This is a genomic window from Variovorax raffinosi (assembly GCF_051216615.1).
Taxonomy (GTDB): domain Bacteria; phylum Pseudomonadota; class Gammaproteobacteria; order Burkholderiales; family Burkholderiaceae_C; genus Variovorax.
In genome coordinates, this window is sequence record NZ_JBPJZR010000003.1 from 491,067 (window position 1) to 506,141 (window position 15,075).

The 15,075-nt window shown below is 65.4% G+C and carries 13 protein-coding genes and 1 tRNA gene; 7 read left to right on the forward strand and 7 right to left on the reverse strand.

Translation table 11 applies throughout. The annotated features are described in order from the left end of the window. Positions 1 to 71 precede the first annotated feature (71 nt). The gene (locus ACSFB7_RS13420) at positions 72 to 2,102 is read left to right on the forward strand and encodes a sensor histidine kinase (protein ID WP_435470786.1); all 2,031 of its coding nucleotides are present in this window, start codon (positions 72 to 74) and stop codon (positions 2,100 to 2,102) included. Between the two features lie 114 nt (positions 2,103 to 2,216). Here the strand turns inward: ACSFB7_RS13420 and ACSFB7_RS13425 are convergent. The 6 genes from ACSFB7_RS13425 to cysS form a co-directional block, all read right to left on the reverse strand. Then, positions 2,217 to 2,309: transfer RNA gene (locus ACSFB7_RS13425), tRNA-Ser, on the reverse strand. A 27-nt stretch (positions 2,310 to 2,336) separates the two neighbouring features. After that, a complete protein-coding gene (locus ACSFB7_RS13430; RefSeq protein WP_435470788.1) occupies positions 2,337 to 3,605 on the reverse strand; it encodes an aspartate kinase in 1,269 nt (422 codons plus the stop codon). A 55-nt stretch (positions 3,606 to 3,660) separates the two neighbouring features. Then, a complete protein-coding gene (gene tilS, locus ACSFB7_RS13435) occupies positions 3,661 to 4,638 on the reverse strand; it encodes a tRNA lysidine(34) synthetase TilS (protein ID WP_435470790.1) in 978 nt (325 codons plus the stop codon). 7 nt (positions 4,639 to 4,645) lie between these two features. After that, on the reverse strand, positions 4,646 to 5,626 hold the full coding sequence (locus tag ACSFB7_RS13440; RefSeq protein ID WP_013541914.1) for an acetyl-CoA carboxylase carboxyltransferase subunit alpha: 981 nt from the start codon (positions 5,624 to 5,626) through the stop codon (positions 4,646 to 4,648). 16 nt (positions 5,627 to 5,642) lie between these two features. Next, positions 5,643 to 6,293, reverse strand: coding sequence for a DNA-3-methyladenine glycosylase family protein (locus ACSFB7_RS13445; protein ID WP_435470792.1), 651 nt, complete (start codon positions 6,291 to 6,293; stop codon positions 5,643 to 5,645). Positions 6,294 to 6,310: 17 nt separating this feature from the next. Next, complete coding sequence (gene cysS, locus ACSFB7_RS13450) at positions 6,311 to 7,687, reverse strand: cysteine--tRNA ligase (protein WP_435470794.1); 1,377 nt, start codon at positions 7,685 to 7,687, stop codon at positions 6,311 to 6,313. Positions 7,688 to 7,880: 193 nt separating this feature from the next. On the opposite strand from cysS, the gene ACSFB7_RS13455 reads away from it, so the two are divergent. From ACSFB7_RS13455 to ACSFB7_RS13480, 6 genes are all read left to right on the forward strand, one after another. Continuing rightward, a complete protein-coding gene (locus tag ACSFB7_RS13455; protein WP_435470796.1) occupies positions 7,881 to 8,471 on the forward strand; it encodes a tetratricopeptide repeat protein in 591 nt (196 codons plus the stop codon). 86 nt (positions 8,472 to 8,557) lie between these two features. Beyond that, positions 8,558 to 9,151: a peptidylprolyl isomerase gene (locus tag ACSFB7_RS13460; RefSeq protein WP_435470798.1), complete on the forward strand. Its 594-nt coding sequence runs from the start codon at positions 8,558 to 8,560 to the stop codon at positions 9,149 to 9,151. 26 nt (positions 9,152 to 9,177) lie between these two features. Continuing rightward, on the forward strand, positions 9,178 to 9,690 hold the full coding sequence (locus tag ACSFB7_RS13465; protein WP_435470799.1) for a peptidylprolyl isomerase: 513 nt from the start codon (positions 9,178 to 9,180) through the stop codon (positions 9,688 to 9,690). 19 nt (positions 9,691 to 9,709) lie between these two features. Beyond that, positions 9,710 to 10,486, forward strand: a complete 777-nt coding sequence (locus tag ACSFB7_RS13470) for a UDP-2,3-diacylglucosamine diphosphatase (protein ID WP_435470801.1) — start codon at positions 9,710 to 9,712, stop codon at positions 10,484 to 10,486. 16 nt (positions 10,487 to 10,502) lie between these two features. Beyond that, the gene (locus tag ACSFB7_RS13475) at positions 10,503 to 11,294 is read left to right on the forward strand and encodes a M90 family metallopeptidase (RefSeq protein ID WP_435470803.1); all 792 of its coding nucleotides are present in this window, start codon (positions 10,503 to 10,505) and stop codon (positions 11,292 to 11,294) included. A gap of 95 nt (positions 11,295 to 11,389) precedes the next feature. Further along, positions 11,390 to 11,986 (forward strand): hypothetical protein, encoded by a 597-nt coding sequence (locus ACSFB7_RS13480; RefSeq protein ID WP_435470805.1) that lies wholly within the window; start codon positions 11,390 to 11,392, stop codon positions 11,984 to 11,986. A gap of 81 nt (positions 11,987 to 12,067) precedes the next feature. Here the strand turns inward: ACSFB7_RS13480 and ACSFB7_RS13485 are convergent, their stop codons facing one another. Continuing rightward, positions 12,068 to 14,935 carry a DUF349 domain-containing protein gene (locus ACSFB7_RS13485; protein ID WP_435470806.1) on the reverse strand — a complete coding sequence of 956 codons (2,868 nt, stop codon included), beginning with the start codon at positions 14,933 to 14,935 and terminating at the stop codon, positions 12,068 to 12,070. Positions 14,936 to 15,075 lie beyond the last annotated feature (140 nt).

Below are 15,075 nucleotides of genomic sequence, written 5' to 3' on the forward strand. Positions count from 1 at the left end.
GGCAACAAAGCGGCGCTTGCACGCGGATGAAGGCGCGGATTCTAGGTGAGCGCCAGAGATAATCCGCGCCGATGAAATGGTTCGCTTGGTGTCTTCGCATATGTGGCTTCATGGTCGTGTGGGGCATCGCCACGCCATGCGTTGTGCAAGCCGCGCCGCTGCGGCTGGACCCGCGCGAGAGCGTCGACAGCCACGGCCACCTGTCCATGCTTCGCGATCCCGGAGGCCGCCTCGGCGCTGATGAAGCGGCAGCGGCAACGGGCTGGAAATCGCTGCCCGGTGCGGTGAACGCGGGCTACACCACCGACACGCTGTGGATACGGCTGGACGTGCAACGGTCCGCCGATGCGCCCCACCAATGGCTGGTCCAGTTCAGCAATGCGCTGCTCGACGATGTGCAGATGTACCGCGAGGATGCACCCGGGCAATGGCGGTTGGCACAGCACTCGGGCGAGGACATCGGCCGCCAGAACTGGCCTGTGGATGCACGCAACGTGCAGTTGCCGCTGACCCTGGAGAGCACGTCACCGACACCGTTGCTGCTGCGCCTGCAAACCAAGAACGCGATGTCGACCACCATCGCCTTCGCGACGCCCGAGGCCTATGGCGGCACGGCGCGACGCGAGTACCTTTGGTATGGCCTTGGCGTCGGGTTCGGCCTGCTGCTGATCGCCTTTCACTCGCTGTTCTGGCAAATGACCCGCGAGCGTCTGAGCGCCTGGTACCTGCTCTATGTTTCCAATGCGCTGCTGGTCGAGCTTCTGACCGCGGGGCTTCCGCAGCAACTGCTCGCAATGCCGGTGTGGCTGTCCGACACCTTGCTGAGTTTCTCCATGTGCGCCGGCCTGGCGATCGGCATCCGCTTCGCCGTCATGCAACTGAACGTGGACGGGCATTGGCCGCGCTTCGCCCGCACTGCACTGCGTGCGGTGACGATGCTGAGTGCGGTGTCCGCCGCCTTGGTGCTGGCCGGCCACAACGGTCCGGCCATGCTCGCGATGCAGTTGGTGGCCATGCTCAGCATCCTGTGCCTGATCGGCGCGGCGCTGTGGCTGTTGCCGCGCGACGATGGCCAGGCGCGCGCTTTCCTGCTGATCTTCGGCATCTACTACACGGGCGTGCTGGTGAGCTTCGAGCGCAACATGGGCTGGCTGCCGGCCAACGTCTGGACCAACAACGCGGCCGCCCTGGGCACCCTGCTCCACATGCTGCTGATGAGCATGCGGCTGAATCGGCGCTACGACCTGTTGCGCCGCGAGAAAGAGGCGGTGCAGGCCCGCATCGTGCAGATCGTCGGCGAGCAGAACGACCTGCTCGAAGACAAGGTGCGCCGGCGCACGGCAGACCTTCGCAACGAGATCGAGCAGCGCGAGCGGCTAGAGATCGAACTGCGCGCCGCGCTGGAAACCGAGCGCCGCGCCAAGCAGTCGCAACTGGATTTCGTGGCGATGGTGTCGCATGAATTCCGCACGCCGCTGGCGATCATCAACACCACGGCACAGCAGATCGCCAGGAACCTCGACGCAGCGCGCGAGAAGACCCTGTCGCGCTGCATGAACCTGCGCGCCGCCGTGCAACGCATGGCCGCGCTTGTCGACGAGTACCTGACAGCCGACCGCATGGAGACCGGCCAGACGCAATTTCAGCCGCGCATCTGCGAGCGGGAAGAACTGGTGGAACTGTTCGAGGATCTGGCGGCCGACTGGCCGCACGGGCGTGTTGCACTTCACGCGCGCGAGTTGCCCCGGCAACTGGTGTGCGACCCGGGACTGCTGCGCGTTGCGCTGCGCAACCTGCTCGCCAATGCGGATCGCCATACACCCGCAGGCCGTGCGATCGAGCTGAATGTTGCTCTCGACGCAGTCGATGGCCTGCGCATCGGCGTGAGCAACCCCGGCGACGCCATACCCGCCGACGAAGTGGCTCGCGTGTTCGAAAAGTACTTTCGCGGACGCAAGGCCGTGCAGTCCCCCGGCGCCGGACTGGGGCTGTACCTGGTGCATCAGATTGCGGAGTTGCATCGCGGCTGCGCGCGGCTGGAAAGTGCGGGGCAGGATGGGCCTGTTCGCTTCAGCCTGGCGCTGCCTTTGGGCCTAGCCTGAATCAAGGCCACGCAGGAGCCGGAAGGCCAGGCCAGCCCAAAGAAAAAATCCCCGCAGATCAATGATCTACGGGGATTTTTTGGCTGGCTTCTGGAAGGCACCAGAAGCCATGTTTGGCGGAACCGGAGGGATTCGAACCCTCGATGAGGCTCTACACCCCATACTCCCTTAGCAGGGGAGCACCTTCGGCCACTCGGTCACAGTTCCTGAAAGAAGCCGAGATTATGCCATCACTTAAGCGCTCGGTTGGTCAAGATCGAAGGCTTTGTGCAGCGCGCGCACTGCCAATTCCATATATTTTTCGTCGATCACGACCGAGGTCTTGATCTCGCTGGTCGAGATCATCTGGATGTTGATGCCTTCTTCGCTCAGCACACGGAACATCTTGCTCGCCACGCCGACGTGGCTGCGCATGCCGATGCCGACGATGCTGACCTTGCAGATCTTGGTGTCGCCCACGACTTCGGTGGCACCCAGCGAGGGCATGACCTTCGACTGCAGCAGGTCGATCGTCTTGGCGTACTCGTTGCGGTGAACGGTGAAGCTGAAGTCGGTCTTGCCGTCCTTGCTCAGGTTCTGGATGATCACGTCGACTTCGATGTTGGCGTCCGCCACGGCACCGAGGATGTGATACGCAATGCCCGGCTTGTCGGGCACGCCCAGCACCGAGATCTTGGCTTCGTCGCGGTTGAATGCGATGCCGGATACGACGGCTTGTTCCATGTTTTCGTCTTCCTCGAAAGTGATCAGCGTGCCGGACTTGGCCTCTTCATTGATGTCGATGTCCCACGGCGTGAAGCTCGAAAGCACGCGCAGCGGCACCTTGTACTTGCCGGCGAATTCCACCGAGCGGATTTGCAGCACCTTGGAGCCCAGGCTCGCCATCTCGAGCATCTCTTCGAAGCTCACGGTCGTCAGGCGGCGCGCATCGGGCTCGACGCGCGGATCGGTCGTGTAGACCCCGTCGACGTCGGTATAGATCAGGCATTCGTGCGCCTTCATGGCAGCGGCAATGGCCACGGCCGAGGTGTCGCTGCCGCCACGGCCCAGCGTGGTGATGTTGCCGGCGTCGTCCACACCCTGGAAGCCGGTGATGACCACCACCTTGCCGGCGTTCAGGTCGGCCATCACGCGGGCATCGTCGATGCTTTCGATGCGGGCCTTGGTGTACGAGTTGTCGGTGCGCACCGAGACCTGCCAGCCCGCGTAGCTCACGGACTCCACGCCCTCGGCCTGCAGCGCAATGGCCAGCAGCGCCGACGACGCCTGTTCGCCGGTAGCGGCCAGCATGTCGAGTTCGCGGCCGTGGGCCACGCCCGGTTTGCTCGGCGCCAGTTCCTTGGCCAGGCCGAGCAGGCGATTGGTCTCGCCGCTCATGGCACTTGGAACCACGATCATCTGGTGGCCGGCGCGTGCCCATTTGGCAACGCGCTTTGCGACATTCTTGATGCGCTCGGTCGAGCCCATCGACGTACCGCCGTATTTGTGAACGATCAATGCCATGGATGAAATCAGAGAAAGAAAAAGGGCCGCTTGAAGGGCGGCGCCCTGCAAGCTGTCAGAGCAAAGTCTTTGGCGAGGGCGGGGCATTGTACCAATGCAGGAAATCGCCCTTCCGCTCGGTGAAGCCGCCCGCCACCTTCAGGTGGATGCGATGGCCGCGCGTGGTGCAGGCGCGGAGCTGGTCGAGCAGCTGGTCGAGCTGCGCCGCGCTGGGCGCTGCGCCGTGCGTCTGCATCAGCCAGTGGCGCAGCACATTGGCCTGCCGGGCGCGCGACAGCGCCTGCAATGCGGTGATGCGCGGTGGATCGCCGACGGCTTCCAGGTCCTGCACCGCCAGTTCGCCCAGGAGCTGCTGCGCCTGTGCCGCGTGGCCGCTGCTGCGGGCAAAAGTGGCACGGAACTGCGGAAAGGCCTGCGCCAGGGCGGGCAGCAGCACGGCGCGAATCCGGTTGCGCGTGTAGCGCGCATCGCCGTTGCTCGGGTCTTCGATCCACGGCAAGTCACGCCCGGCCAGCCATGCACGAATGTCGGCGGCGGGTACGGCAAGAAGCGGTCGATAGATGTCGAGGCCGTTGCGTTCGGCATGTGCGGGCATGGCCGCCAGGCCGGGAAGTCCGGCGCCGCGCGAAAGTGCCAGCAGCAGGGTTTCGACCTGGTCGTCGGCGTGATGGCCCAACGCAATGGATTTGACGGGCGCCCTGCCCGCCTGGGGGCGCGCCATGTCGGCAAATGCCTGATAGCGGGCGCGACGAGCCGCGTCTTCCGGGCTGCCGCCCGGTGCATGCCGCGCATCGACCCGGTGAGCGACCAGCGGCATGCCCAGCCGCTCGCACACCGTGCGGCAGTGACGCTCGAAATCGTCGGCCGCGGCCTGCAGGCCGTGGTGCACGTGGAAGGCAATCACCTGCCCCGGCCAGCGCGTTGCGCATGCGGCCAGCAAGGCGGTGGAATCCGCGCCGCCACTGAAGCCCACCGCCAGCGGCAGTTGCGCCGGCTCGAACGCGGCGATGGCGCGTTCGAAGGCTTCGCTCATGACTTGCTTATCTGCCGGTGTCGGCCTTGGTGTCGTTGAACCGGCCGTAGCTTTGCAGGCGCTCGTAGCGGCGATCCAGCAGTTCCTTCGGCTTCAGGTCGCTGACCTGGCGGAACGCGTCATTGAGCGCTCGCTTGAGGAACGCAGCCATCTGGCGATGGTCGCGGTGTGCGCCGCCGACCGGCTCGTTCACGATCTTGTCGACCAGGCCCAGCGCCTTCAGGCGATGTGCGGTAATGCCTAGTGCATCCGCCGCCTCCTGCGCCTTGTCGCTGGTCTTCCAGAGAATCGAAGCGCAGCCTTCGGGGCTGATGACCGAATAGATCGAGTACTGCAGCATCACAAGCTGGTCGCCCACCGAGATGGCCAACGCACCACCCGAGCCGCCTTCACCAATGATGGTGACGATGATCGGCACTTCGAGCTGCGCCATCTCGAAGATGTTGCGGCCGATGGCTTCGGACTGGCCGCGCTCTTCGGCGTCGATGCCCGGGTAGGCACCCGGCGTATCGACGAAGGTGAACACCGGCAGCTTGAATTTTTCGGCCGTCTTCATGAGCCGCAAGGCCTTGCGGTAGCCCTCGGGCTTGCTCATGCCGAAGTTGCGCGCGGTGCGCTCCTTCGTGTCGCGGCCCTTCTGGTGGCCCAGCACCATGCAGGGCACGCCGTTGAAGCGCGCAAGACCGCCCACGATCGACAGGTCGTCCGAGAAATGGCGATCGCCGTGCAGTTCGACGAAATCAGTGAAGATTTCGTTGACGTAGTCGAGCGTGTAGGGGCGCTCCGGATGCCGCGCGATCTTGGTGATCTGCCAGGGCGTCAGGTCGCTGTAGATGTCCTTGGTGAGCTGCTGGCTTTTCTTGCCGAGCTGGTCGATTTCTTCCGAGATGTCGACCGCAGATTCGGTCTGTACATAGCGCAGTTCTTCGATTTTTGTTTCGAGTTCAGCAATGGGCTGCTCGAAGTCGAGGAAGGTTCGTTTTGCCAACGTCTTCTCCTGTTGTTCAGTACGCGACCGGTACGGGGTCGAGAGACCGCCAAATATACCAAGTCGCCACGCTGCAATAAGGCGCCCAGGCCACGGCGACGTCGCGGGCATCGCTCCGGCTCACCGGGTCGCCCGAAAAATAGTTCACGCTGATGCCGTTGAGCAGCCCGAGGTCGTCTACGGGCAACACGTTCGGCCGCATCAGGTGAAAGATGAGAAACATCTCGGCCGTCCAGCGGCCAATGCCGCGAATGGCGACGAGCTCGTCGATGATGAGTTCATCGGCCATGTCTTTCCACGAATCGACATGCACCATGCCCGAATCGAAGTGCAGGGCCAGGTCGACCAGGTATTCGACCTTGCGCGCCGACAGCCCTGCCCCGCGCATGTCGTCGACCTTGAGCTTGAGCACGTTGGCCGGCGTCAGTTTGCGCGGCAGTGCAGCAAACTTGTCCCAGACCGACTGCGCGGCCTTCACCGAGATCTGCTGGCCGACGACGCTGCGCGCCAGCGTGGTGAAGGCGTCGCCGCGCGACTCGAGGCAAGCGTCGCCGAACTTCGGAATGAGCCGCTTCATCACGCGGTCTTTCTTGGCGAGGTGCTTGCATGCATCTTCCCAATAGTCCGGCGTGAAGATCTGAACGCTGGTCTTTCGGGTGGCGGGCATGGGGTTCGTGGTCCCGTTCACTGCGCAGCCGCCCAGGTCGTGCCCGTGGGGGAATCCTTGAGCACGATGCCCTGCTCGAGCAACGCCTTGCGGATGCGATCGGCTTCGGCGAAATTCTTTGCGGCCTTGGCGGCGGCGCGCGCATCGATCTGCGTCTGGATGGTTGCTTCGTCGAGCGTGGTGCCGGCGCGCAGAAAGCGCTTGGGATCGTCCTGCAGGATCTGCACGCACGCACCCAATGCCTTCAGCAAGCCGGCCTGCGTGGCCGATTGCGTGCGGTTCACTTCACCCGCCAGATCGAACAGCACCGCCACGGCTTCAGGCGTTGCAAAGTCTTCGTCCATCGCGGCCTTGAAGCGCGCGGCATACGGGTCGGTCCAGTCGATCTTCACATCGGCGGGCGCAACGAGATCGAGCGCCGTGTACAGCCGCTTGAGCGACGCGCGTGCATCGTCGAGATGCACGTCGCTGTAGTTCAGCGGGCGACGGTAGTGCGCGCGCAGCACGAAGAAACGGATGGTCTCGGCGTCGTACTTCTTCAGCACATCGCGGATCAGGAAGAAGTTGCCCAGGCTCTTGGACATCTTCTCGTTGTCGGTCACGATGAAGCCGTTGTGCATCCAGTAGTTGGCCAGCGGCTGGTCGTTCGCGCCTTCACTCTGCGCGATCTCGTTCTCGTGGTGCGGGAACTGCAGGTCTTCGCCACCGCCGTGGATGTCCAGCGTCTTGCCGAGCAGCTCGCAGGCCATGGCCGAGCACTCGATGTGCCAGCCGGGACGGCCAGCGCCGAACTCGCTGGCCCACTTCACTTCATCGGGTTCGCTCGCCTTGGCACTCTTCCAGAGCACCGGGTCGAGCGGGTCGTCCTTGCCGTCGAGCACGGCCACGCGCTCGCCCGCATGCAGCTCGTCGATCGACTTGCCGCTGAGCTTGCCGTAGCCCGGGAACTTGCGCACCGCGTAGTTCACGTCACCGTTGTCGGAGCGATAGGCCAGGCCCTTCTTTTCGAGCGTGCCGATCATCGACAGCATCTGCGGGATGTAGTCGGTGGCGCGCGGTTCGTGCGTGGGGCGCTCGATGCCGAGCGCGTCGGCGTCTTCATGCAGCGCGTCGATCATGCGATCGGTCAGCGCGCGGATGCTCTCGCCGTTTTCCACGGCGCGGCGGATGATCTTGTCGTCGATGTCGGTGATGTTGCGGACATAGGTCACCTCGAAGCCGCTGACCTTGAGCCAGCGCTGCACCACGTCGAAAGCGATCATCGAGCGCGCGTGGCCGAGGTGGCAATAATCGTAGACCGTCATGCCGCAAACGTACATGCGCACCTGGCCAGGGTGCAATGGGGAGAATTCCTCCAATTCACGCGACAGCGTGTTGTAGATGCGCAGACTCATTAGATTCGGAAAGCGTTGCTTCGCGCACGTGCGGCACGGGCGAACAACGGTGTTTTTCAGGGGTGACGGGGGCAGTGGTCGCGAGGGGTTCGACATGGCCCCTCGGCTACAATCGACCTAGTATAAACGGCACGTGCCAAGTATTTCCCGGGTGTTTCTCAGGCCCGGATTTCCCCACTCCTGCAGAGGCTTCATGAAGCACGCCGCGTTCTCCAGACTCTCCATTGCCTTCGCACTGCTGTTCAGCCTCTGGGGCTCAGCAGCCCATGCCAACGAGTATGACGATGTGAATCTTCTGCTGCGCCAGGGCAAGTCGAACGAGGCGCTGGCCAAGGCCGACACTTACATCGCCGGCAAGCCTCGCGATCCGCAAATGCGCTTTTTGCGTGGCGTGATCCTCACCGAGCAGAACAAGCAGACCGAGGCCATCACCGCGTTCACGCAGCTCACGCAAGACTTCCCCGAACTGCCCGAGCCCTACAACAACCTGGCGGCGCTCTATGCATCGCAAAGCAAGTTCGACCAGGCCCGCAATGCGCTGGAAACGGCGCTGCGCCTCAACCCGAACTACGCCACAGCGCACGAGAACCTGGGCGACGTCTATGCGCGCCTTGCCGCACAAGAGTACGTGCGCGCACAGCAGTTCGCGAGCACCAATTCGAGCGTCGCACCCAAGCTGGCGCTGATCCGCCAGATCTTCACCTCGAAGGCCGAAGCCGAAGCCGCCGCATTGCCGACAGCGCCGGTGGTCATTCGCAAGCCGGTCGGCAAATCCAGCAAGTAAGTAACCGTCGCCTTCGACATGGGTGCCGGCACAGCGGCGCCTGTTGCACAGGCCATGCCCTCCCTCATTCGCACCCGGAGCATCACTTGACGATTCATGCCTTTTCTCGATTCAGCCGCCGCAGCGCACTCGTGCTTGCCGCCGCACTGACCTTTGCCGCCACCGGCTACGCACAGGCCGCTTCGCCGCGCGTCAAGCTCGCCACCTCGGCCGGCGACATCGTGATCGAACTCGACGCCGCCAAGGCGCCCAAGTCGGTCGAGAACTTCCTGCAGTACGTCAAGGACAAGCACTACGACGGCACGGTGTTCCACCGCGTGATCGACGGCTTCATGATCCAGGGCGGCGGCTTCACAGCCGACATGCAGCAAAAGCCCACGCGTGCGCCGATTCCGCTCGAAGCGAGCAACGGCCTGAAGAACGACAAGTACACGGTCGCCATGGCCCGCACCGGCAACCCCGATTCGGCCACTTCGCAGTTCTTCATCAACGTGAAGAACAACGACTCGCTGAACGCACCCAACCCCGATGGCTACGGGTACACCGTGTTCGGCAAGGTCGTCGCGGGCACCGACGTGGTCGACAAGATCCGCGCCGTGCAGACCGGCAACAAGGCCGGCATGCAGAACGTGCCCGTTGAAGCCATCACCATCAAGTCCGCCACGCTGCTGGCAAAGTAATCCGTTTTCCGAAGAAGGAGTCACCCATGAGCAACCCCCAAGTCGAACTGCACATCAAGAACTACGGCGTGATCACGCTCGAACTCGACGCCGAGAAGGCACCGAAGTCGGCCGAGAACTTCATCGCCTACGTCAAGCAAGGCCACTACGACAACACGGTGTTCCACCGCGTGATCCCCGGCTTCATGGTGCAAGGCGGTGGCTTCGAGCCCGGCATGAAGCAAAAGCCCACCGGCGCCGAGATCCAGAACGAAGCCAACAACGGCCTGAAGAACGCCAACTACACCGTCGCCATGGCCCGCACCAGCGCGCCCCACTCGGCCACCGCGCAGTTCTTCATCAACGTGTCGGACAACGGCTTCCTGAACCACACGGCACCTTCGGCCCAGGGCTGGGGCTATGCCGTGTTCGGCAAGGTGATCAACGGCACCGACGTGGTCGACAAAATCAAGGCCGTGAAGACGGGCCGCAAGGGCTTCCACGACGACGTGCCGCTCGACGACGTGGTGATCGAAAAGGCTGTTGTCATCGCAGAATGACGAGCAGGCGCGACGCGGCATGACCACTGTGGCGAACCCGGCTTTCAGCGAGCTGGTGGCGCCACCCGCGTGGCGCACCGTCGACCTGATCTCCGACCTGCACCTGCAGGCCGGCGAGCCCGCCACCTTCGAGGCCTGGCAGGGCTATCTGCAGACCACACCGGCCGATGCACTGATCATCCTGGGCGACCTGTTCGAGGTCTGGGTGGGCGACGATGCCGCCGACCAGCCCGGCTTCGAGGCCCAGTGTGCCGAGCTGCTGCACCGCACCGCGCAGCGGCTGCCGGTGTTCTTCATGCACGGCAACCGCGACTTCCTCGTCGGCCCGGCGCTTGCCGCCCAGTGCGGCTTCACGCTGCTTGACGACCCCACGGTACTGGTGCTGCACGGCCAGCGCTGGCTGCTGAGCCATGGCGACGTCCTCTGCCTGGAGGACACCGAATACCTCAAGTTCCGCGCACAGGTTCGCACGCCTGAATGGCAAACCGCGTTCCTCGCCCGGCCGCTGCAGGAGCGCCGCGCGCTCGCGCGTTCCATGCGCGTGCAAAGCGAAGACCGCAAGCGCGATCCGTCGATGGTCTGGGCCGATGTCGACACGGCCGCCGCGCGCCAGTGGCTGCAGCAATCCGGCGCCCACGCGCTGGTGCACGGCCACACGCATCGCCCCGCCGATCACGACCTGGGCCACGGCCTGCGCCGCATCGTGCTGAGCGACTGGGATGCGGCCGCCCATCCACCGCGCGCGCAATTGCTTTGCCTGTCCACCGCCGGCGCACAACGCGTCGACCTGCGCTAGCGGCGCCGCGCCACCGATGTTCAAGTGGCTGCGCCGGCTGCGCGCCCTGCCCCCGATTCCTGAAGCCGCTTGGCAATCCGCGCTCAAGCGCTACGCCTTCCTGGGTGACCGGCCCGTTGCCGAACAACAGCGGCTGCGGCAGCTTTGCGCCGAGTTCCTGCGCGACAAGGAATTCCATGGTGCGAAGGGCTTCACCATCACCAACGAAGTGGCGCTGGCCATCGCAGCCCAGGCCGTGCTGCCGGTGCTGCACCTGAAGGGCGGCCTGAACTGGTACGACGATTTCGTCGGCATCGTCGTGCACCGGTCCGAGGTCGTGGCCAAGCGCAAGTTCGTCGATGAAGCCCAGGTGGTGCACGAGTACAACGAGGTCGTGGCCGGCGAAGCCATGGACCGCGGCCCGGTGATGCTGAGCTGGGACGACGTGCTCGCAAGCAGCGTCACCAGCGAGCGCGGCTACAACGTGGTCATCCACGAGTTCGCCCACAAGATCGACATGCGCAGCGGCGACGCCAACGGCTGCCCGCCCTTGCCGCCCGGCTTTGCAGGCCGGCGCAACGCGCGCGAAGCCCGTGCCGCATGGCTGGCCGTGCTGAAGCCCGCCTACGAGGGGTTTCGCGAAAAAACGATCCTGGCAGACCGCTTCGGCGCCGAGCCGCCGTGGCTCGACGCCTATGGCGCGACATCGCTCAGCGAGTTCTTCGCGGTGGCCTGCGAGGCCTACTTCGTGAGCCGCGCGAATTTCGGCCGCGACTTCCCTGAAGTGCTCGTGCTTTTCGATGAATTCTTTCTTCCTAAAAGGCCCTGAACCCGCACCCAGACTGGGCCATACGCTACTCAAACGATAGCAGCCAAACCCCTACCATTGACGGGTTATCAACTCGCCAAAAAAAGGTACACAACATGAGGGATTGGTTCTATCAGCTCACGGGCAAGGCATGGATCGCACTGCTGTTCGGCATCGGCATCCTGGGATGGGCGGCGTATGCGCAATTCAAGGCCGGCGCCGACACGCACGGCACAGCGGTGGAAGACCTGGTTGCCAAGAGCGGCACGATCGTCAGCGGCAGCGAGATCACCGAAACCACCAAGCGCCGCCGCGGCGGCAGCACGACACGCCACTACTTCGTGCTCGACGCCAAGCTGGCCGATGGCAGCACCGAAAAATGGCGCGTGGACTACGCGGTGGGCCGCAAGAAACTCGAACCGCTGATCGACGAGGCCGTCGACGTGCGCGTCGATCCTTCGGACAACAACCTGGTCTACGAGGTCAAGCTCAAGGGCCAGCCGGTGGTCTCGCTGGCCGACGTGCAGAAGATCATGGAAGTCAAGGACAAGGCTGCGGCATCAAGCGCCACGGACAAGGGCACGCTGATCGTCGGCAGCATCGCGCTGCTGCTGGGCATTGGCGGACTGTTCGTGCGGCGGCGGATCGCCAGCGGCTACGCCGCCGAGCAAGCCGCAGCGGTGCAGACGCCGGTGATCGGCGAGAAGGTCTGACGCCGGCCGCAAGGCCTTCGCCCCCAAAAACAAAAGGCGCCCTGCGGGGCGCCTTTTGCATGACGGCTCCTGGCCGATGCTTTACTTGCGCAGCAGAGCCTTCAGCGCGTTTTGCAGGCGGCGTGCGCTGCCAGCGTCATGCGCCGCAGCCAGCACCTTGCCGGCATCCTGGCCCCAGGTCTGAGCCGGCGCCGGATCGCCACGCTTCGTCAGCAGCTTGAGCTGCAGCGCGCGGCGCGCGTCGAGTTGCTCGGCAGGCGTCGGAACTTCGGCGGCCATTTCGAGGCGCAGCAGCGCTTCGGCGGCATCGCTCGCGGCGGCGGTCGGCGCGGATCCGATGGCCTGCGACCAGCCGTTGCGCACGACAGGCGAAACCGCGCGGCCGAGCTCCTGAACGCTCGGCAGGCGCGCTGCATCGCGCTGTTCCCACGCGCCCAGCACCTGGGTCAACGCTTCGCCGTGGGCCTGCGCTGCCAGCTTGCGCAGCGCCATGTCGGCGCGTTCGAGCGCTTCGCGCTGCGCGCGGAAGGCCGCATCGCCCAAGCGCGGGCCGCGGTCTTCGAATTGCGGCGGACGGTCACCGAAGCGCCCGCCGGGGCCGCCACGATCACCGCGCGCATCGGAGCGAGGTGCCCCGCGATCGCCGCCAGGACGACCCGGGCCGCCTGGACCGGGCCGGCCGCCGTCGCGCCGGTCGCCGAAACGGCCACCAGGGCCTCCACGGGCTGCCGGTGTGGCCTCGTTCTTCTTGCTGCTCGGACGATCGTCGCCACGCATCGCAACGACAGGCTTGGGCGGCGCCTTGGGGGCGGCAGCCGGCGCTTCGACCGCAGCGGCTTCGCCAGCGTCGTGCGCTTCGCTGTCCGCGCGTGCCGAGGCATCGGCGCCGTCAGCGGGGGCCACGAGGTCAGGGGCGGCAGCTTGTGCGGCGTCGGCATGGGCAGCCGGCGATGCTTGCGCATCGCTCGGGCTCGGCACCTGTTCGGCGCTTTCGCTGAACTCGGCAGCAGCTTGACCGGGTGCAACCACCTCGGTGGCGCCCACAGAGGGACCATCGCTGGTTGCCGCTGCGCGCTCGGCCTTCGGTGCCGGAGGCGGCGCTTCGCCGCGCAGCGCGCCTTCGAGGCGGGCGATGGCGGCGCGAATCTTCTGCACGTCGCCGCCGGCGTTGGCGGCATCGAGCGCCTTGGACGCGTCCAGCACGTGACGGTCGTGCTCGCTCATTGCGGACGACGCCTTCTCGCGCTCGGCGGTCTTGCGGTTGAAGGCTTCGTCGATGGGCGCACGGAACGCATCCCACATCTTCTGTTCATGGCGACGGTCGAGCGGCACACCTTGTGCCTCGGCTTGCCAGCGCTGTTGCAGCGCCTTGACGGCGTCGATGCGCAGCACCGGCTGGGCGCCCAGCTCGACAGCCTCGGCAATCATGGCCTGGCGACGTTCGACGCTGGCCTTCTGGGCCGTCTCGAACGGCGCGCGGGCGGCACCGAAAGCTTCGTTCCACAGCGGTTGCAGTTCGGCAAACACCTTCTCGCCCACATGGCCGCCATCGCGCCAGCGGTCGGCGAACTGGTGCAGCGCGCGGTTATGCGCCTTCAGGTCGGAGGCGCCGGCATGCTCGGCAGCCCAGGCCTTGACCTCTTCGATCAGCGCCACGCGATGCGCGCGGTGCTCGGCAGCATCGGCGCGGACCTTTTCGAGCCAGGCCTCGACCACCTTGTGGGCTTCGTTGCAAGCTTCGTCGAAGCGCTTCCAGAGCGCATGGTTCGGCACGCCGCCCTGATCGGATTGCTTCCACTGGTCGCGCAGCGCGCGCAGCGTTTCCTGCATCTTGCGGCCGCCAAGGGCCTGGCCTTCGGGGCGCTTGAGCAGGCCTTCGGCCTTGGCGACGAGGTCTTCACGGACCTTGTCGGCGCTCCAGCGCTGCCAGCCTTCGAGTTCGCCGGCGGCCACCAGCGCGGCATGCACGCGGGCTTCAAGTGCTGCCTCGACCAGCTTGCCGTGCTCCTTGAGCACAGCGCGCAGGGCGGCGGCCGCACCGGCGCTGGCCTTGCCGTGGCCTTCGGCGGTTTCCTGTTCGAGCTTGGCAAGCGCGGCTTGCACGGCGTCTTGCGCAGCAGCGCGCACGGCCGGATCGACCTTTGGCGCGGCGGGCCGTGCGGGTGCAGCGGCCTTGGGCGCCACGACTTCGCCACGCGCGGCGCGCAGTTCGTCGGCCCACACGGGTACGGGCGGCAGCGGCGCAGCGGCATCGGCAGCGGCGGCAATTGCCAGCGCCAGCGCACCATGGAACGCATCGGACACAACCAGCAGTTGCGACTTCGACGATTCGAGCTGTGGCGCGAACTTGGCGTCCAGGCTGTTCCAGTTGGCGTCGGAGGTGATTTCCGTTGCCTGCTGCTGCCAGTGAACGACGTCGGCGCGCAGCGATTCCTCGGCGGCCTGGGCGTCCTGCCAGCCCTTGGTAGACAGCACTTCGAAGCGTTGCGCCAGCAGCACGGCGGCTTCGCGGTGAACCTGGGCACGGTGTTGCAGGTCTTCGATGCCCTTGACGCGCTCGGCCAGCTTGAGCTTCAGACCGGCCAGCGGTTCGCGCGACAGCGGCGCGCCGGCCTTGGCGGCATCACGCTGCCAAGCCAGGGCGTCGGCGATGTTCAGCTTGGACTGGCCCAGCAGCCCCTCGGCCTTTTGCGACCATTCGGCGGCCATGGCCTCCTGGCCCTTGGCGCGCTTGAGCTCATCGAGCTTTTCGCGCAGCAGGCGCGCGGCGCCCTTGTCGCGACCGCTCAGCTCCTTGAAGACTTCCTGCATTTGCTCGGGCGCGGGGTTGCCCGCGAGCCAGTCGCGGATGCGCGCGGAACGCTCGCCGGAGGTCGGCGCGGTGAAGGCGCCGCCGGTGAGCGTGTCGAGGGCCTGAAGGTCGTTGGGCTTGGAAGAAGTAGAGGTCACTGCGCGAAATCGTTGTCTTAGTAGAGAAAGCGAAGGCGCCGGCAAAGGCCGGCGCGCATCGACATTTTCACCCACTTGCGGTTGGCCGCCGAATTCCGTTGTGCAACGGCGGCGAACGCGGGGTTGTGGGCGTGGAGGTT